Genomic DNA, 16,432 nt, shown 5'->3' with positions numbered 1-16,432 from the left:
GTCCAGCGATCGCCGGGGTCCTGGCCGAGCTGACCACAAGCAGTTCAGCACCGGCCTGGGATGCTGAAGTCATGACCGACCTTGTGCACGTGGACCTGGAGTTGCTCGCCGGACTCACGGCAGAGCTCGACCCACTCATGTGCGGCATCCTCGCCAGTGGTGACGTGAAACAGGCAGGCGACTTCGTCGACGACGTGACGCGCCACTGTATGGAATCGCCCTACTGGGAGCACCTGTCGAGTGCGAGCAGCATCTACTGCATTTGGATGGACATCGACGACATCCTCGACGGCTGGCCCGTCGACTACGGACCCGACAGCGAGGCCCTCGCCCTACGCGAGTTCAAGCGCGCGGCCCAGGAGTGGCTGGACATGCCGCGGACGCAGACCGGCCTCCAGGACTACCTGGATCGGTGGCGGATGCGAATGGCAGACACCTGGCCGGCACCCGGGGGTGTCCACTGGCGGCAGCGGCGAGCCTCGCCGGGCGCTCACGACGACCCCCGGCAGCCTTGATCATTAGCCCCTGCTTTCCATACACATGAGCTGCTACTTCAGGATGAAAGGAGCTCACAGCTGAGTCTTGGTTCAGTCTGGATCATCTGCGGCAAACCCGCCGCCGGCGATCCAGCACGTCCTTGAGGTGACGGAGTGACGAGTCATGGACTGTTCGCAGGAACGAGTGAGTCTTATGCACGGTTTCGTCCCGGCTATCCAGGAGAGTTTTTCGACGATCTGATCCGGCGCTTCCGCCTCGACGGTTCCGGACGTCTGTTGGACCTGGCTGTGGCACAGGCCAGCTCACCATCCCGCTGGCTCAGCATTTCAGCGAAGCGACCGGCATGGATCCCGAGCCCGACATGCTCACTGCGGCCGCTCAGCATGCCGTCGCCGGCAAGGTCGGCAACGTGACCTGGGTGCGCGGCGGCTCAGCGGACCTGCAGGCCAGTTGGGACGATTCCGTCTGGTGACCATGGGCCGCTCGTTCCACTGGATGGATCGCGAGCAGGTGCTGGAAGTGCTGGCCAACATGGTGGACGGCCATGGCGGTCTCGTGATCGCCAATGACGGGTGTCTGGTGCGACCCATCACACCGTGGCAGCACATCATCGAGGAAGTGCAGCACCGCTTCCTGGGGCCGATTCCCGGCACCAGTTCCGGAACGCCGGCCGACCCGCATGAAGTGGTCTTGGCTCTCGAACCGGTGGCACTCCAAGTTCTGATAGCTCGCATTCCATGATCACACGGGCCTCAGCTCACAACTTTGCCGATTTCGCCCGTCATCCAGATCAGGCGCTCACCGTTGTGATCGATCTCGTACCGGCTGACCATGCCCATCCGCTGGTAGAAGCCCTCGGCGCGGGGTTCCGCGCCGACGCCGAGCAGGCGCGCGCCCAGTGAGGCCGCGTGCTGGACCAGGTGACTCCACAGCAGGCGTCCGACCCCCGTGCCGATGATGTGCCGATCAACGAACAGCAGACCGATTCCCAGGTAGTCGTCGTGTTCGTTGAGTGTGTAGAAGCCGATAGGGATGCCGTCTTTCTCCGCGACCGTGGCATGGCGAGACACGATGTCCTCTGCTGTGAGCCTCGGCATCACGGCGGGAACCTCCTCCACGCGTCCGCCCACCCAATGCGACTTCGACCGCAGGACCAGCTCATCCAGGAACGGGAGTTCGTCCAGCCGGACTGGGCGGATCGACACATGTTCCACACCACGAGCGTGGCATTCACCAGTCGTGATGTCATCGGGAATTCTCGTCCCGCACGAGAACAGGAGGCCCCCACGGTGACCCGAGTGGAGCGCAACGCGGCCGCGACCCAACAAGTTGAGCGCTACCCGTCGTCGCCGTTACATCGAGATGGGGCCGAGGTCGGCGGCGGTCTGGGCCAGTGCGCGGATGGTGGGGTTGTCGGCGGTGGAGCGCCACGTCAGGGCCCATTGGATGGGAGGGGCGTCATGGATGGGCAGAAAGACGATGCCGGGGGGCTTGTTGTAGCGGGCGGCGATTTCGCCGAGTGGGTGGACGCAGTGTCCGGAGGCGACCAGGGAGAGGATTTCGTGGAAGGTCCGTGCGATGGGCCCGCGTGGGATCCGGCGGCCGAGTGGTGTGCGTGTGGGGACCATTGACGCGACCCAGTACTCGGGGGCTTGGGGGCCGAGGTCGACGACGTGGTTGTCGGCGAGGTCTTCCAGGGACGCGGTGCCGCGATCGGCTAGCGGATGGTCTGCCGACACGGCCAGCACGCGGCCTCCGGTGAGCACGATGGGGCCGACCGTGAGGTCCGGTTCGGCGACGGGCAACCACAGCACGTTCACGTCATGGTCTCCGGTGCGCAGGGCGGTGAACGGGTCGCTGCCGCTGATTTCGCCGAACTGGACGTCGCTGCCGGGGTAGCGGGTGCGGAACGCGTCGAGGAGGGGGCGTAATTCGTATCCGGCATGGCCGAAGACGCCTAGCCGTAGGGTCTGGCCCGTGCCTGGGCCGGCTGCTTCGGCGCGGGCGAGTCCTGCCTGGAGGAGGTCGAGGGCCTGTTGAAGGTCTTCGCGGAGGCGCCGGCCGACAGGGGTGAGGGCTACGCGTCGGCTGGTGCGATCGAACAGGGCCACGCCCAGGCGTCGTTCCTGTTTGCCGATGGCTTGGCTGACGCGGGCCTGGGACACGTGAAGCCGTTCGGCGGTGCGGCCGAAGTGCAGTTCCTCGGCCAATGTCAGGAAGATCTCGATGTCGCGTAGCTCCACAAATAATCCCTGTGTTATCGATCGCCCCACGAAGCTTACATTGTTCCGCCGCTGACCTGCCTGGATGCTGAGATTCATCACCCTTCGGACAGGCGGTACGCGCCTGATCGGCACATCCATAAGGCGGGGGAAATCAATGAGCGACATGCAGGCCATCGCCGATCGCTTCGAGATCGAGGCGCTGCGCGCCGAGCTCACCGACGCGGCGATGATGCGCGACTACGACCGCGTCGAATCGCTGTTCACGCCCGAGGGCGCAATCCGGTGGCCGCACATCGACAAGGAGTTCGTCGGCCGCGAGGAGATCCGCGCGGGGATCGAGTGGGGGCAAGGGCTGTGGGAGTTCTTCGTGCAGCATGTCCACCCCGGCATCATCCAGTTGGACGGCGACATTGCGGTCGGTCGTGCATACATCCAGGAGTTCGGGCGGATGCGTGACGGCAGTTCGCACTTGAACTACGCGGTGTACCACGACCGCTACCAGCGCACCCCCGGCGGCTGGAAGTTCAGCGAACGCGTCTACGAGGTCAGATACCTCGACGCCACCCCGCTGGCGGGCTCGCCGCCCCCCACAGCGCAAGAGCCCCGTCGGAGCTGAACGATTCCTCCTGCCCTTTTCTCTAGGAGCGACCCGCATGACAACCACGCCCATGCGCGGCGAGTTGACCGGCGACTACGTCCTCGACATCGTCCGCACCCGGATCGGCTTCGCCGCCCGGCACACGATCGGCCCCAAGGTGCGCGGACAGTTCGAGGAGTTCGAGGGCAGCGCGCACCTGGACGGCGACGACCCGTCCAAATCGAGCGTCAGGCTCACGATCCAGGCCGGCAGCTTCGAAACTCACAACCGGCAACGCGACAACCTGCTGCGCGGCAGGTTCCTGAACATCGGCGAACACCCGACCATCACCTTCATCTCGACCGGGGCACAGCAGGTCGACGAGACCACCTTCAAGCTCACCGGTGACCTGACCATCCGCGGCGTGACCAAGCCGATCACCGTGGCCTTTGAGCAGACCGGCGCCGAGCACGACCCGCAGGGCAATGTCCGGATTCATTTCAAGGGCGGCGCCACGATCAACCGCAAGGACTGGGGCGTGAACTGGAACGCCGCCGCGGGCCTGGTCGGCACGAAGGTGGCGCTGGAGATCGACGTCGCCGCGATCCGGCAGACCTGACAAGGCCGACCCCCGTCGACGCGATGCCCAGCCCTGTCGCGATGTGCACCGTCGGCCCGTACGGCCATGCCGCGAGGCTGCTCACACCGGAGCGCAGGGATGGGGTCGTCGGCAGCTCATATACGACCAGTTGCTCAATTAGGAACCAATATGGATATAGCGAGCTCGGAACGGACTTCGGTGTTGGTCACCGGAGGCAACAAGGGACTCGGTTTTGAGGCGGCCCGGCGGCTCGGGGAACATGGTTGGACGATCTTCCTCGGCTCGCGCGACGAAGGGCGCGGCCGGGTGGCCGCCGAGAAGCTGACCGCCGGTGGCGCCGACGTGGTCATGGTCCCGCTGGACGTGACCTCGGACGAATCAGTGGCCGACGCCGTACGGCTCGTCCGGGAGCACACCGACCGGCTGGATGTGCTGATCAACAACGCCGGCGCGCCCGGAAGGGTCATCGCGCCGGCGGACGCGACCGTTGACGAGATTCATTCCGTCTACGACACCAACGTGTACGGGCCGATCAGGGTCACGCATGCGTTCCTTCCGCTGCTGCAGGCGGCGGACCATCCGCGGGTGGTGATGGTGTCCAGCGGTGGCAGTTCCTTCGCGGTCGTGACCGATCCAGAGCAGCCCGTCTCGAAAATGCACGAGCTCGCCTACAGCTCGTCGAAAGCGGCTCTGAACATGATCACCGTCCGGTACGCGCAGGCGCTCCCGGAGATCAAGTTCAACATCGCCACTCCCGGAGAGGTCGCCAACCGCAAATTCGCCGCCACCGACATGAACCACCACACCGGCGAGCTGACGGTCACCGAGGGCACCGACTCGATCGTGAAGCTCGCGATGATCGACGCCGACGGGCCGACCGGGACCTTCATCGATCGCCTCGGCCCCGTCGTGTGGTGACCGCCGCGCTGGCGGATCGGCGTTCATGGAAGACGACGCTGTGCGCTAGAGCGAGGTCCAGCTCCGGCTCTGCGCGTTCACCGTCAGGCTTGAGGGATGCGGGCGGCGATGCTGCTGTAGAAGGTATCGATCCTCTGCACCGCCTGGGTGAACTCATCCAAGTCAGCCGGCTTTATCACGTAGGCGTTGGCGTGGCGCCGGTATGCGTCGGAGATGTCGTCGGGGGAGGCGGAGGTGGTGAGCACGACCACGGGGATGGTTCGTAGTCGGTCATCGGTTTTCAGGATGCTCAGAAATTCGGCTCCGCTCATCCGAGGCATGTTCAAGTCCAGCATGATCAGGTCCGGGTGCCGCTCAGCGGTCCGCAGGTGGTCCAGTGCGGCCAGGCCATCAGGAGCCTGCACGATCTTGCGGGGCTGCCCCTCGGCAGTGAGCGCCTCTTCGATCAGTAACTGATCTCCAAGATCGTCCTCGACCACCAAGACGTCGTAAGGCCTCTCGTCGTGTGCGGCCATGCCTGATTGCCCTCCTTGGAACGGCAGGCGCGTCGTGCCAGGCGGGTTCCACGGCATGAGCACACGCGTAAGTAGTTACGCGAAATGTTATTCGCTAATTCCGGTTCTAGACTAGCCCCGTCCAAGGAAGTCCATCGGGACGGTGAGGTGGTCCGTGAAGCCGGCAGGTGACACCGAAGATCGCAAGACGTGGACCTTCCTGACCAACCATGCACGCGTGCTGATCTCCATCGCGCGCTTCCCTGACATCCGGATCCGCGACATCGCCGACGAAATCGGCATCACCGAACGCGCCGCCCAGCTCATCATCGCTGACCTGGAAGACGCCGCATACCTCACCCGGCACCGAGTAGGTCGTCGCAACACCTACTCCATCGATCCCGCCCGGCCGTTTCGCCATCCTGCCGAAGCGGACCACGATGTTCGAGCGCTCATCGCCATCTTCGCCGCTCATGATGTCGACACGACAGACGATGCAGCCGTCCAGGACGCAGGAGGCCACGACTCTTCGCCTTCTCCGCTACGCGGACCTTGATCAGGGGACAGGGAAGGGTGCCGTTGCCGTGGTGCCCCCTGGCCTCGCCGTCGGCTCCCGGGTCCTGCCGTACCTGGAAAGAGGGTGACCAAGGTCCACAACACTGTCCCCCTGCCGGCGACACATGGATAGTCTTTCGATGCTCCAGATCCCTTTGCTGGTGACAGGTCCCACTGGCGGCTGAATTGTCGCGAGAGCCATTGAAAGGATTGGCGATTGTCCAGTTCGCGCCTCCTCGAACCGGAGCAGCCAGAGCGGATCGGCGCCTATCGGCTCGCCAGTGTCGTCGGCGAGGGCGGACAGGGCACGGTATACCGGGCCGAGTCGCCCACAGGGACCCAGGTGGTCATCAAGGTGCTGCACGCCCGGATGGCCGCCGACGACGACGAGCGCCGGCGGTTCGCCCGCGAAATGGACATCGCCAGCCAGGTGGCGACCTTCTGTACCGCCACGGTCATCGACATGGGGGTGTTCCGTGAGCGTCCCTACATCGTCAGCGAGTACATTCCCGGTCCGTCCCTTCATGAGCTGATCCAAAGCGATGGGCCACGAACCGGCAGCGGTCTGGAACGCCTGGCGGTGGCCACGCTGACCGCGCTGGAAGCGATCCACCGGGCGGGGATCGTGCACCGCGATTTCAAGCCGGCCAATGTCATCATGGGCCCCGAGGGGCCGGTGGTCATCGACTTCGGGATCGCCCGGCTGCTGGACCAGGCCACCACTCGGTCGGGGATCGTGGGCACTCCCGCGTACATGGCCCCCGAGCAGTTCGACGGGCGTACCGCCAGCCCGGCCTCCGATGTGTTCAGCTGGGCCGTCACCATGGTGTACGCCGCCACCGGTAACCGCGCCTTTCCGGGAGCAACACCGTCGGCGGTGATCCACGGGATCATGACCGGCGAGCCCGAGGTCGGCGGCGTGCCCGAACCTTTGCGGCCGCTGGTGCTCTCCTGCCTGGCCAAGGACCCTGATGCACGTCCCACCGTTCAGGAGTTGCTGGCCAGCCTCACCACCAGGTCTCAATCGCCACGGCGCGCCCCTGGCGCCTCCGCCGCTCCCTCCGCCGGGCCGGCGCCCCTTCATGAGCCGGGTCTCGAAGCCGGCGCCGTCAGTCCGGCCTCACCGGCGACCGAACGTGGGATGACCGGGCTCTACCTGCGCGGGTACCTGCGGTCGCATACCCCGCTGGCACCTCGGCAGGCCGCTCTGTTCGTCGCTGACCTGGCCGGGCAACTGGCCGCACTGCACGCAGAGGGAAAGGCGCACGGAGCGCTCGACGCCGGCGTGCGGGTGGAGACGGCGGACGGACACACGCGTCCTGTGATCGTCGCATCCGGGATGCCGGCCGGACGAACCGGCAGACCCGACGACGTACGTGCGGCGGGCATGTTGCTGGCTCATCTGCTCGGATCGCAGTCGGACGTTGAGTCGGGGGCGCCACAGCGCGCGGGAAACGTGCCTGACGTGCTGTGGTCTCTGATCACCGCCTGCCTTGAACCTGATCCGGCCGGACGGCCGACCGCGGCGAATCTGGCACGGCGGCTCGGCGACGCCGCAACAGACCTGGCACAGCCCGCACTGACCGGCGCGCCCCTTTCCTCTGGGCCCACCGCTGACGGCGGGGATTCGTCGCCTGCCTCCGTTCCCCGGCCGGGCGTCACCTCTGAGCCGACGTCTCCGGGCCGATCGCGTGGCCGGAGCAGGACAGTGGCCGCTGCCGGCGTGGTGCTCGTCGGCGTGGGCGTCGGAATCGGATTCGTGGTCGTCGGGCCACCGGGTGACGGCCGCACCGCGGCCGGCACGGTGGCCTCCACCTCGGTCACGGCGTCTTCCGGCACGAGTGCCGCGCCTGCGACCCCGCCTGCGCCCAAGCCGACCTCGTCGCCCCGGAAGACCGCTCGGGTCGGATCGACCACATCACCCGAGTCGACCAAGGCCAAGGCCGGGCACTCCTCGCCTGCCGTGTCGGTCTCGCCGGAGCAGCCGGGATCGTCGCAGCAGCCGGGATCACCGCCGCGAACGCCGCCGCCGCTGCCTTCGGGTGGCTCGACCTTGGACGTCAGCACCAACTACGCATGGGCTCGCGGGTCCGTTTCCTGGAACGGGACGGCGGGAACCGCGAGCGGCAGGCTGCAGGACACCAAGCAGTACGAGTCCCATTCCTGGCTGCGGATCGCCTACAGGGTCGACGTGGGCGGAGTCTGGAAGCTCCGCTACGCGCAGCCCGATCCGTACGTCGAAGTGTCGAACGGGCAGTACGAGGACTTCGAGTTCTCGGTCGGCGGCCCGGCGAAGGACGTGCAGTGGGACGTGTGCTCCAGCCGGAACGACGACACGTATTGCACCGGATGGAAATAACCGCGATCAGACGACGGCCATCGGGCTGGTCGCCTTGACGGTTCGGAGCACGGGCGCGGTCTCGATCGTGTGGATGCCCTCGACTGAGCCGAGCCTCTGGGTCAGGTAGCGGTGCAGGGCGGCCGGACCGGTGCACAGCGCGTTGGCCACCAGGTTGGTGGAGCCGGTGGTGGCGGCGACGAAGGCCAGTTCGGCGTGTCCGGCCAGGGTGGTGGCGACCCGGTCCAGGTGCGTCGGGGCTACCGACATCCACAGCAGGGCCTGGACGGCGATGCCGAGCACTGCCGTGTCGAGTTCGATGTCGAAGAAGAGCGCGCCGCCGGCCCGCAGTTCGGCCAGGCGGCGTGCGACGGTGGCGGCCGACCAGCCGGTGGTCTTGGCCAGGTCGGCGTGGCTGGCCCGGCCGTCATGGCGGAGCGCGGCCAGCAGGGCGGCGTCGGAGCGGGTGACGGCGTGCCGCTCGCTGTGAGGCTGGACGACGGGCTCCAGCAGCCGTTGCTGCCGCTCGTCCAGCACGTTCGGGCGCCCGCGCCAGGCGGAGGGACCGCCATGGTAGAGGTGCAGCAGGCAGTGCGCGGAAACCGCGGTGATGCCCGCGGTGCGCGGGATGTCGTGCAGGAGCAGCGCGCGATCGGGCTGATGGTCCGGGGTGGTGACGATCGTGAAGATCTCCGTGCCGCCGGAGATGAGCTTGACCCACGAGGTGTCGGCCCGCCGCGCCAGGGCCCGGGCGAGATTCTGTGCGCTGTGCGGGGCGGCGGTCAGGCGCAGTATCCACTGCGCCTGACCGGAGTGCCGGGTGTCGGGGAGCCCGACGACGCGCAGCGCGACCTCGGCGGTCAGCCGCCGGTAGCGGCGGGCCACGGTCTGGGTCGAGACGCCCAGGACGGTGGCGATCCTGCTGAACGGCGTGCGACCGTCGATGTGCAGCGCATGGATCAGAGCCCGGTCGACGTCGTCAAGCACGTGACATTCCCTCATCCCTCGCCCTGTTCGTGGAAAGTATCACCTACCTCCCGGCGAAGAGTGGAACCGATCCCACTCTCGACCGCAGGATCGACCGCGAAGAACGGAACCTGCTTGAGGGAGCTTTCTGTGCTGACGAGTCCGACGTTGGCCTACCGGTGGCGGTGGGCCGCACTGGCGGCGCTGCTGGCCGCCGAGGCGATGAACCTCCTCGATGCGACGATCGTCCAGGTCGCGGGGCCGGCCATCCATGCCGACCTCGCCGGTCCCGCTTCCGACATCCAGTGGTTCGCCGCCGCGTACACGCTGCCGTTCGCGGTGCTACTGATCACTGGCGGGCGGCTCGGCGACATCGCGGGGCGCGCCCGGGTCTTCCGGGTCGGCGTCGCCGGGTTCGTGATCGCCTCGCTGGCCTGCGCGCTGAGCGGGTCCGCCGGAATGCTGATCGCCGCGCGAGCGGTGCAAGGGGCCGCGGCGGCGCTGATCATTCCGCAGACCCTCGGGTTGATCCGCGCCATGTTCGACGGTGCGGAACTGCCCAGGGCGCTGGGCAGCATCGGCCCGGTCATGGGCCTGTCGGCGGTCTGCGGCCCTGTGCTCGGTGGCTTCCTCACCCACGCCGACCTGCTCGGATCGTCATGGCGGTCGGTCTTTGTCGTGAACGTCCCGCTCGGCCTGGCGGTCCTCGCCCTCGCCCCGCTGCTGCGCGAAGACCGCGCCGCCCACCGTCAACGCCTCGATCTGTCCGGCACCGCGCTGGTGACCTTCGGCACGGGCCTGCTGGTCTACCCGCTCATCGAGGGCGACGCCGCCGGATGGCCTGCCTGGACCTGGATCGCGCTCGCCGGTGGCGTGGTGGTGCTGGTGGTGTTCTGGCTCCAGCAGCATGGACGATCGCGGCGGGGGCGAGCCGCGCTGGTCGAGCCCAGCCTGTTCGGCAACCGCGGCTTTCCCGCCGCGCTGGTGAGCTCCACGCTGTTCTTCGCGGTGATGAACGGCGTCATGCTGACCGTCGTCCTGCAGGCGCAGCTCACTCGCCATGTCGACGTCTTGACCTCGGGTCTCACGCTGCTGCCATGGTCGTGCGGGATGGCGGTCTCCTCGTGGGTGTCGGGTGCCTATCTGTTCCCACGGTTCGGGGCGAAACTCATGTTCGGCGGGCTCACCGCGCTGCTGGCGGGAACCCTGCTCCTCATCGCCGCCTACGCGACCGAGTCCGGTTACTCCTGGCCGGCCGTACCCGCGCTGGCGCTTGGTGGGCTCGGGCTGGGGATGTTCACCACGCCGTTCTTCAGCACCGCGCTCGAACGCGTCCGCCCGCACGAAACGGGCTCGGCCGCCGGGCTGCTCAACGCCGTTCAGCAACTCGGTGGCACGCTCGGCATCGCCCTGCTCGGCACGCTGTTCCTCCGCACGGGCGCGGCACCCGCCGCTCTGTGGGCCGCCGTCGCACTTCTGATCATCAACGGCCTGGCCACCGCAGTCATGATCGGTGCGACCGTTTCGAGACGTTGACCGGGTGGGCTGCAGGAGTTTCAGCAGGCCCTGCAGAGCCCGGTCGCGCACCTCACGCTGGTGCTCACGGCTCGAGCCCAGCCCTGACCCCGTCATGTCACACCAGGAAAGTCTGGATTGTGAGCTAGATCACTTTTGTGATTGGAATACTGTCCTTTTGACTGCGGTTCACTGATCGCGTGAGGTTTTCCGTCCTGTCTGTGTGGCTTGTTGAGCGGCTGCACATCGATCTCTGTCGTCTGACCGGCTCCCTCTGTCGCTGATCGCGTTTCGACGAACGCTCGATCCCCCCGACCCCTCACCCACCCCCCTTTCGCATGCCCTCTCCGGCATGCCGTCTTTCGGAGCCTTCCTCATCGTGAAGAGATTCTCTTTCTCCCTGCAGTTGCTGCTGGGCCTGGTCGTGGGCGTGGCCCTCGGCTTCGCCGCCCGCATCTGGGACGTCGCCTGGCTTGCCACGACCCTCACCGAAGTCGGAAAAATCTTCGTCCAGCTGCTCAAGCTGGCAGTGCCGCCGCTGGTGTTCACCGCCGTGGTGGTCAGCGTCGCCAACCTCCGCAACGTCAACGGCGCGGCCAGGCTGGCGGGTAAGACGCTGTTCTGGTTCCTGGCCACCGCGCTGATCGCCGTCATCGTCGGCATCGGCCTCGGACTGATCATCAACCCGGGCCAGGGCGTCACCCTGAGCACGGCGGGCGCGAAGGCGCCCGAGAACGTCGGCACCTGGGTCGACTTCCTCACCGGCATCATCCCGACGAACATCGTCACGGCGTTCACCGAGCTCAACGTCCTCCAGATCGTCTTCCTGGGGATCGTCCTCGGCGCTGCGGCCATCGCGATCGGCGAGAAGGCCGAGCCGTTCCTCGGCTTCAGCCGCTCGATCCTCGAACTGGTCCAGAAAGCGCTGTGGTGGGTCATCCGCCTGGCCCCCATCGGGACCGCCGGCCTGATCGGCAAGTCGGTCGCCACGTACGGATGGGACCTGCTCGCGCCGCTGGCCAAGCTCAGCCTCGGCGTCTACATCGGCTGCTTCATCGTCCTGCTGGCCGTCTACCCGGCGCTGCTCGCGCTGGTCGGCAAGGTCAACCCGATCACGTTCTACCGCAACGCGTGGCCGGCGATCGAGTTGGCCTTCGTCTCCCGTTCCTCGGTCGGCACGCTGCCGCTGACGCAGAAGGTCACGATCGAGCGTCTGGGCGTCGACCGTGACTACGCCTCCTTCGCCGTGCCCTTCGGCGCGACCACCAAGATGGACGGCTGCGCCTCGATCTACCCGGCGCTGGCGGCGATCTTCGTGGCGCAGGTGTTCAACGTCCATCTGGGGGTCGGCGAGTACCTGCTCATCGCGTTCGTATCCGTGGTCGGGTCGGCCGCGACGGCCGGTCTGACCGGCGCGATCGTCATGCTCACGCTGACACTGAGCACGCTGGGACTGCCGCTCGAGGGGGTCGGCCTGCTGCTGGCCATCGACCCGATCCTCGACATGATCCGCACCGCGACCAACGTCGCCGGGCAGATCGTGGTGCCGGTCCTCGTCGCCCGCAGCGAGGGCCGTATCGATGAGGCGGTGCTCAACGCTCCTCCGCAGCCGCTCGACGAGGCTCCGGTGAGCGCGCCGCGCTCCTCGGGCGAACCGGCGATCGCATAACGTTCTCACCCGAATGAGATGGCGGTGCGGCCCCGCGCGGGGTCCGCGCCGCCATCTCGTGTTTTAGGGAGGCGGTCACCCAACCACGTCGTACAGCCCTCGCTGCGGGCGACGAGGACGCCTGATCTCTTGAGCCCGTTTCCCGGGAACCGGCCTCCTAGCCTTTCCGTGGTTCGAGCGTCTCGGCCGCGGTCTCCAGCGCGGACAGGTGCTCGTCGACCGAGCGCAGTCCCGCTTTCATGGTGTTGACGGCGATGTGAGTGGCGCCGGACTCCCGCCACCGGCGGGCCAGATCGTTCAGCTCCTCTGCGTTGCCTGTCCAGTTGACCCGGCCTTCCATGCCGAGCGTGGAGGGGTCGCGTCCCGCCAGCACGGCGGCCTCGTCCACCATCGCCTTGGCCTCATCCAGCTTCGGGCCTGGGGACATCTGCGGGAACCAGCCGTCGGCGAGTCGTCCAGCACGGCGGTACGCCGCGGGCGACTGTGCGCCGAACCAGATGGGGATCGGCCGCTGCACCGGCAGGGGCGCCAACCCCGCTCCGGTCACCCGGTCATAGGTGCCGTCGAAGGTGACCGATCGTTCGGTCCACAACTGGCGCAGCAACTCGACCTGCTCCTCGACGCGCTTGCCCCGGGTGGTGAATTCCTGGCCCAGGGCTTCGTACTCGACCTGGTTCCACCCCAGGCCCACGCCCAGCCGCAACCGGCCGGCACTGAGCAGGTCGACTTCCGCCGCCTGCTTGGCGACCAGGGCCGTCTGCCGCTGGGGCAGGATGATGATGGCGGTGACGAGTTCCAGTGAGGTCAGTGCGGCGAGGTAGCCGAACAGGACCATCGGTTCGTGGAACGTGGTCCGCACGTCGTAGACACCTTGCCAGCCCTGGTGGATCGCCGGGTCGGCTCCGACTACGTGGTCATAGGCCATCACGTGCCGGAAACCGAGCTCCTCGACCCCTTGCCCGTAGGCGCGCACCGCGCCCACGTCCGCGCCGATCTCGGTCTGGGGAAAGACGACACCGATCCGCATTCATGGCTCCCGTCAACTCTCAGGCGAACTCGCCGACCATCATTCCGTGCGCCGCCGCTCAACCGCGTCAGGCGCTCCTGTGCGCACGATGGTCAGTCTGGGGAAGCTCGGTCGAGGACTCGTCACGACTCAGGGGAGTTCCCAGAACGTTCCCGTCAGCCCCAACTCTGCGAGTGTCATCTGGTTGGCAGCCGCAGTGTGCGGTTGATAGTCGGGGTCCAGCCGATCTCCGTACCACGGTTGCGAGAGTCTCCAGACGATCTCCGCAGAGACGATCTCACCGATGGCAGTGCCGGTCGCGGTCATCCAACCCGCAGCGTGGTCGGTGCTGCAGAAGAGGCGAATGTCGGTGCACGTAGCGACAACGTCGTCCCACCACTCGGCCGCCGGTCGAGGGAAGCGTACGACGGGCCCGGACGATGGCGGTCGCTCAGGTCCCGCCTCGATGCGCAGATGAGTCCCGCAGAAAGGACATGTCGTGTCGATCAGTACGTCGAGGTGCAAGCAGGCGCTGATCCCGAACGAATCCCATGCGCATCCTCCCCACCAGCGACGCTCGTCGTGCCCGTCTGCCGGAGCCACGACGAAGGCCATCGGTGCCGCGGAGAAGGGGTGCGCCATGCGGATCGCGTCCCCGTCCCGGTTCAATACGAAGAGATGCCGCTCCGCGAGCTCGATGAGTGCGCGACGAATCGTCCTGTCGCTGGTGCCCAGCACTCGAGCGAGCTCAGCGATGGAAGGAGCGCGGCCCTCTGTCGCCAGGGTCGAGTAGATCCTCGAGCGAATTCGTTCGCGTGGTCCCTCACTCATGCCGATTCCTTCCATTCCTCGCGTTGATTGCGAGCGATGATGTCGAAACCTGCTCGCGAGCGCGGCGAGCCGGTGCGTGATGGCATCTCGCGACAGCCGTACGCCGGCCTGTGTTCTCCCTCCTCGCAGAGCTGCCCGCCCACGCGCTATGAGTGATCCGGTGACCGTTCCCTTGCTGGGAACGAATCCGCAGCGACCGCGGCTTCAGCGAGCAGATCGGACTGGAGGCGTCCTCCGATGCCCCAGTGCTCGGCGGGAATCTCCACGATCTCGACCCACACGCCGTCGGCTTCGCCTCCACACGTCTCCACGAATGCGTCCGTCACCCGCCGCACGAGTTCGCGTTTCTGGTCGATCGTGCGTCCGGTGCGCATGGCGACGGTGATGACAGGCATCGCTCTCCTCTTGAACGTATTGCGGCCCGTCCATCGTCTGATGACACAGCCGGCCCCCGCCTGAACGGATGTGCTCACAGATGGACGCCGTTCTCGAGTCACTCATGGGGCGGTGTCTCGCTCACCGTCCGTCAAACCGGATCAAGCCCACCCGAGCCGGGGGAGTCGAGTGAGCCGGTGTGGAAGCGGCGCCGCAAGCTCGTGGGAATCGATCCAGTTGCGCCGACTAGGGAACGGGAAAGGTGGGCGTGGTCGGCGAAGCCGGTCTCTGCCGCAATTGTCGCCAGGCTGTCGTCACGTGACGCAATGGCTCGCACGGCGGCGGCGACTCGCATCCGTTGTCGATAGCGGGACAACGTCATGCCGGTGGCACGAGTGAAGACTCGGCTGGTGTGATTGCGCGAGGCGGCGGCACTCGAGTCGATGCGAACGCGCTCAGCGAGGAGCCGCTGCGAAAGCGGCATGTCGTGCCGCCGAGCCGCCGCGACCGCCAGGTCTGCGACCGCAGCGTCGACGAGTCGTTCGACCCTCCCATTGATGACATGAACGGGCCGCTTCGCGCTCCGCGCCGCGATCAGATCAGCGTGAGCGAGCGTGGAATCCAGAGACAAGAACGCTGTCATGTGCCTCCCCGAGCGGAGGATTGCCGGCAACTGGACATCGCGGGGAAGCCAAATGGTCTCGTATCCATCGTCGTGTGCCCTCGAATGCGCGACCCACAGGGCCGATCGTGCCGGCCGGAAGGAGACAGTGAGCGCGTCGACCGCCACGGGGTCCCAAGCCGTTTCGGCTCCGATGGCGCTTGACCTTCTGATCCGTAGTACAAGGTAGGTACCACGTCGACGGCGTTCCCTGTCCTGCTTCGGTTGATGCTTGACACTGCCGCCTCGGTTGACGGTTGACATGATCAATCCGGAGGCGTGCCTGATCAGTAGTGAGCGAGGACCTGGGTAACGGGGTGGCCGACAATGCTGGCCATGTCGGCGAGTTCCTGGGCGTCGAGTTCGTATTGGGCGCGAGTGGGGTTCATGGCACTCACCTCGAATCGCGCGAAGCCGACCGGCCAGTCGTAGTGGAGCGTATCCAGCCCGACCACGGCGCCACAGCAGGGCACCGTCATGTCCAGGTGCTCGAAGCTCACGCCGCCATTTTCTCTGACCACGTCGCCCAACCAGTCCAAGCTGATATCACTTCGGCAGCGCGAGCACGTGATCTGGCTGGTGTTCTCGCCAGCGTCTATCAGGGTGATCCGGTCGTAGAACTCATAGTCGACATGCTCCACGGCGTCGCCGGGACCGGAGAAGAGCCCGGCGACGTAGGCCACGGCAGCGCTGGCGGCCTCGCGGCTCGGCTGCCAATTCAGGTCGGTCGGAATCAGACGGATGTACATATCACTCACGGCGCCCAGAATGCCTGATGGCTCCACGAAGGCCCGAGCTTGGGGGGTCAGCCTTGTTGTGATCATGTAAAGCATCACCCGAGACCAATTCGTCAACCATCAACCGAGGTCCGACAGTCGACGGCGTTCCCTCCTGTTCTGGCGGTAGGTGCTGGCCGGTGGCGTGTGATCGTGTAAAGCGCTGTTGCTGTATCGGTTGCTGTACAGCAAACGCCCAAACGGCCGCGTCACTGGAGAACGAGCGTGACACCGAAGCGTTCGAGGAGTTGCACGATGTCCTCGAAGTATGGGAGCCGATCATCGGGGTCGTATACGACGTCGGCCAGCGCGCGACGTGCGATGTCGTGGTCGTGCCAGATCAGGGTGAAAGGCACTGTGACGCCGAATCCGCCGTTCAGGCAGTCTTTGAAGTCCGGCGGGGTGCTCGGGTCCCGCCCGTCACACA

At 66.6% G+C, this 16,432-nt stretch carries 19 protein-coding genes and 2 pseudogenes; 11 read left to right on the top strand and 10 right to left on the bottom strand.

Translation table 11 applies throughout. The annotated features are described in order from the left end of the window. Positions 1-71 precede the first annotated feature (71 nt). The 3 genes and pseudogenes from Pmi06nite_RS33725 to Pmi06nite_RS33715 all read left to right on the top strand — a co-directional run bounded on the left by Pmi06nite_RS33725 (position 72) and on the right by Pmi06nite_RS33715 (position 1,239). The gene (locus Pmi06nite_RS33725; protein WP_203957237.1) at positions 72-515 is read left to right on the top strand and encodes a hypothetical protein; all 444 of its coding nucleotides are present in this window, start codon (positions 72-74) and stop codon (positions 513-515) included. Between the two features lie 275 nt (positions 516-790). After that, a pseudogene (locus Pmi06nite_RS33720) lies at positions 791-970 on the top strand (class I SAM-dependent methyltransferase); the annotation flags it as partial. Continuing rightward, positions 967-1,239 carry a hypothetical protein gene (locus Pmi06nite_RS33715; protein ID WP_203957236.1) on the top strand — a complete coding sequence of 91 codons (273 nt, stop codon included), beginning with the start codon at positions 967-969 and terminating at the stop codon, positions 1,237-1,239. The pseudogene Pmi06nite_RS33720 and the gene Pmi06nite_RS33715, both read left to right, overlap by 4 nt. A gap of 11 nt (positions 1,240-1,250) precedes the next feature. Here the strand turns inward: Pmi06nite_RS33715 and Pmi06nite_RS33710 are convergent, their stop codons facing one another. After that, complete coding sequence (locus tag Pmi06nite_RS33710; protein ID WP_203957235.1) at positions 1,251-1,703, bottom strand: GNAT family N-acetyltransferase; 453 nt, start codon at positions 1,701-1,703, stop codon at positions 1,251-1,253. A gap of 147 nt (positions 1,704-1,850) precedes the next feature. Beyond that, positions 1,851-2,741, bottom strand: a complete 891-nt coding sequence (locus Pmi06nite_RS33705) for a LysR family transcriptional regulator (RefSeq protein WP_203957234.1) — start codon at positions 2,739-2,741, stop codon at positions 1,851-1,853. Between the two features lie 136 nt (positions 2,742-2,877). Between Pmi06nite_RS33705 and Pmi06nite_RS33700 the strand changes: the two genes are divergently transcribed. From Pmi06nite_RS33700 to Pmi06nite_RS33690, 3 genes are all read left to right on the top strand, one after another. Next, positions 2,878-3,339 (top strand): nuclear transport factor 2 family protein, encoded by a 462-nt coding sequence (locus Pmi06nite_RS33700; RefSeq protein WP_203957233.1) that lies wholly within the window; start codon positions 2,878-2,880, stop codon positions 3,337-3,339. 37 nt (positions 3,340-3,376) lie between these two features. Continuing rightward, the gene (locus Pmi06nite_RS33695) at positions 3,377-3,919 is read left to right on the top strand and encodes a YceI family protein (RefSeq protein WP_203957232.1); all 543 of its coding nucleotides are present in this window, start codon (positions 3,377-3,379) and stop codon (positions 3,917-3,919) included. A 150-nt stretch (positions 3,920-4,069) separates the two neighbouring features. Further along, positions 4,070-4,819, top strand: a complete 750-nt coding sequence (locus tag Pmi06nite_RS33690; protein WP_239114385.1) for an SDR family oxidoreductase — start codon at positions 4,070-4,072, stop codon at positions 4,817-4,819. Positions 4,820-4,902: 83 nt separating this feature from the next. Here the strand turns inward: Pmi06nite_RS33690 and Pmi06nite_RS33685 are convergent, their stop codons facing one another. Beyond that, positions 4,903-5,334, bottom strand: coding sequence for a response regulator (locus Pmi06nite_RS33685; RefSeq protein ID WP_203957231.1), 432 nt, complete (start codon positions 5,332-5,334; stop codon positions 4,903-4,905). 154 nt (positions 5,335-5,488) lie between these two features. On the opposite strand from Pmi06nite_RS33685, the gene Pmi06nite_RS33680 reads away from it, so the two are divergent. Continuing rightward, positions 5,489-5,869, top strand: coding sequence for a helix-turn-helix transcriptional regulator (locus Pmi06nite_RS33680; protein ID WP_203957230.1), 381 nt, complete (start codon positions 5,489-5,491; stop codon positions 5,867-5,869). A 216-nt stretch (positions 5,870-6,085) separates the two neighbouring features. Continuing rightward, on the top strand, positions 6,086-8,227 hold the full coding sequence (locus Pmi06nite_RS33675) for a serine/threonine protein kinase (protein ID WP_203957229.1): 2,142 nt from the start codon (positions 6,086-6,088) through the stop codon (positions 8,225-8,227). A gap of 6 nt (positions 8,228-8,233) precedes the next feature. Here the strand turns inward: Pmi06nite_RS33675 and Pmi06nite_RS33670 are convergent, their stop codons facing one another. Beyond that, positions 8,234-9,193: an Lrp/AsnC family transcriptional regulator gene (locus Pmi06nite_RS33670; protein ID WP_239114384.1), complete on the bottom strand. Its 960-nt coding sequence runs from the start codon at positions 9,191-9,193 to the stop codon at positions 8,234-8,236. Positions 9,194-9,322: 129 nt separating this feature from the next. On the opposite strand from Pmi06nite_RS33670, the gene Pmi06nite_RS33665 reads away from it, so the two are divergent. The 3 genes from Pmi06nite_RS33665 (at position 9,323) to Pmi06nite_RS33660 (ending at position 12,356) form a co-directional block, all read left to right on the top strand. Then, positions 9,323-10,708: an MFS transporter gene (locus Pmi06nite_RS33665; RefSeq protein WP_239114383.1), complete on the top strand. Its 1,386-nt coding sequence runs from the start codon at positions 9,323-9,325 to the stop codon at positions 10,706-10,708. Positions 10,709-10,887: 179 nt separating this feature from the next. Continuing rightward, on the top strand, positions 10,888-10,971 hold the full coding sequence (locus Pmi06nite_RS43065; RefSeq protein ID WP_373317351.1) for a putative leader peptide: 84 nt from the start codon (positions 10,888-10,890) through the stop codon (positions 10,969-10,971). Between the two features lie 95 nt (positions 10,972-11,066). After that, complete coding sequence (locus Pmi06nite_RS33660) at positions 11,067-12,356, top strand: dicarboxylate/amino acid:cation symporter (RefSeq protein WP_239114382.1); 1,290 nt, start codon at positions 11,067-11,069, stop codon at positions 12,354-12,356. 157 nt (positions 12,357-12,513) lie between these two features. Here the strand turns inward: Pmi06nite_RS33660 and Pmi06nite_RS33655 are convergent, their stop codons facing one another. The 6 genes and pseudogenes from Pmi06nite_RS33655 to Pmi06nite_RS33630 all read right to left on the bottom strand — a co-directional run. Continuing rightward, a complete protein-coding gene (locus Pmi06nite_RS33655) occupies positions 12,514-13,383 on the bottom strand; it encodes an LLM class F420-dependent oxidoreductase (protein WP_203957226.1) in 870 nt (289 codons plus the stop codon). Positions 13,384-13,512: 129 nt separating this feature from the next. Further along, complete coding sequence (locus Pmi06nite_RS33650; RefSeq protein ID WP_203957225.1) at positions 13,513-14,193, bottom strand: alkylmercury lyase family protein; 681 nt, start codon at positions 14,191-14,193, stop codon at positions 13,513-13,515. A gap of 146 nt (positions 14,194-14,339) precedes the next feature. Beyond that, positions 14,340-14,666, bottom strand: a complete 327-nt coding sequence (locus Pmi06nite_RS33645) for a tautomerase family protein (protein ID WP_203957224.1) — start codon at positions 14,664-14,666, stop codon at positions 14,340-14,342. A gap of 53 nt (positions 14,667-14,719) precedes the next feature. After that, on the bottom strand, positions 14,720-15,211 hold the full coding sequence (locus Pmi06nite_RS33640; protein ID WP_203957223.1) for a helix-turn-helix domain-containing protein: 492 nt from the start codon (positions 15,209-15,211) through the stop codon (positions 14,720-14,722). Between the two features lie 305 nt (positions 15,212-15,516). After that, a complete protein-coding gene (locus Pmi06nite_RS33635) occupies positions 15,517-16,062 on the bottom strand; it encodes a hypothetical protein (protein ID WP_203957222.1) in 546 nt (181 codons plus the stop codon). A 152-nt stretch (positions 16,063-16,214) separates the two neighbouring features. Then, a pseudogene (locus tag Pmi06nite_RS33630) lies at positions 16,215-16,432 on the bottom strand (hypothetical protein); the annotation flags it as partial.

The organism is Planotetraspora mira, assembly GCF_016863275.1.
GTDB classification, from domain to species: Bacteria; Actinomycetota; Actinomycetes; order Streptosporangiales; family Streptosporangiaceae; genus Planotetraspora; species Planotetraspora mira.
Note: the sequence above shows the minus strand (reverse complement) of the source record. Positions and strands in the feature narration are given on the sequence as shown.

Excerpts from the sequence above, each read along its gene's own strand:
- Pmi06nite_RS33725 (WP_203957237.1), top strand. The coding sequence starts at position 72 with ATGACCGACCTTGTGCACGTGGACCTGGAGTTGCTCGCCGGACTCACG.
- Pmi06nite_RS33700 (WP_203957233.1), top strand. The coding sequence starts at position 2,878 with ATGAGCGACATGCAGGCCATCGCCGATCGCTTCGAGATCGAGGCGCTG.
- Pmi06nite_RS33695 (WP_203957232.1), top strand. The coding sequence starts at position 3,377 with ATGACAACCACGCCCATGCGCGGCGAGTTGACCGGCGACTACGTCCTC.
- Pmi06nite_RS33690 (WP_239114385.1), top strand. The coding sequence starts at position 4,070 with ATGGATATAGCGAGCTCGGAACGGACTTCGGTGTTGGTCACCGGAGGC.
- Pmi06nite_RS33685 (WP_203957231.1), bottom strand. The coding sequence starts at position 5,334 with ATGGCCGCACACGACGAGAGGCCTTACGACGTCTTGGTGGTCGAGGAC.
- Pmi06nite_RS33655 (WP_203957226.1), bottom strand. The coding sequence starts at position 13,383 with ATGCGGATCGGTGTCGTCTTTCCCCAGACCGAGATCGGCGCGGACGTG.
- Pmi06nite_RS33650 (WP_203957225.1), bottom strand. The coding sequence starts at position 14,193 with ATGAGTGAGGGACCACGCGAACGAATTCGCTCGAGGATCTACTCGACC.
- Pmi06nite_RS33640 (WP_203957223.1), bottom strand. The coding sequence starts at position 15,211 with ATGACAGCGTTCTTGTCTCTGGATTCCACGCTCGCTCACGCTGATCTG.
- Pmi06nite_RS33635 (WP_203957222.1), bottom strand. The coding sequence starts at position 16,062 with ATGCTTTACATGATCACAACAAGGCTGACCCCCCAAGCTCGGGCCTTC.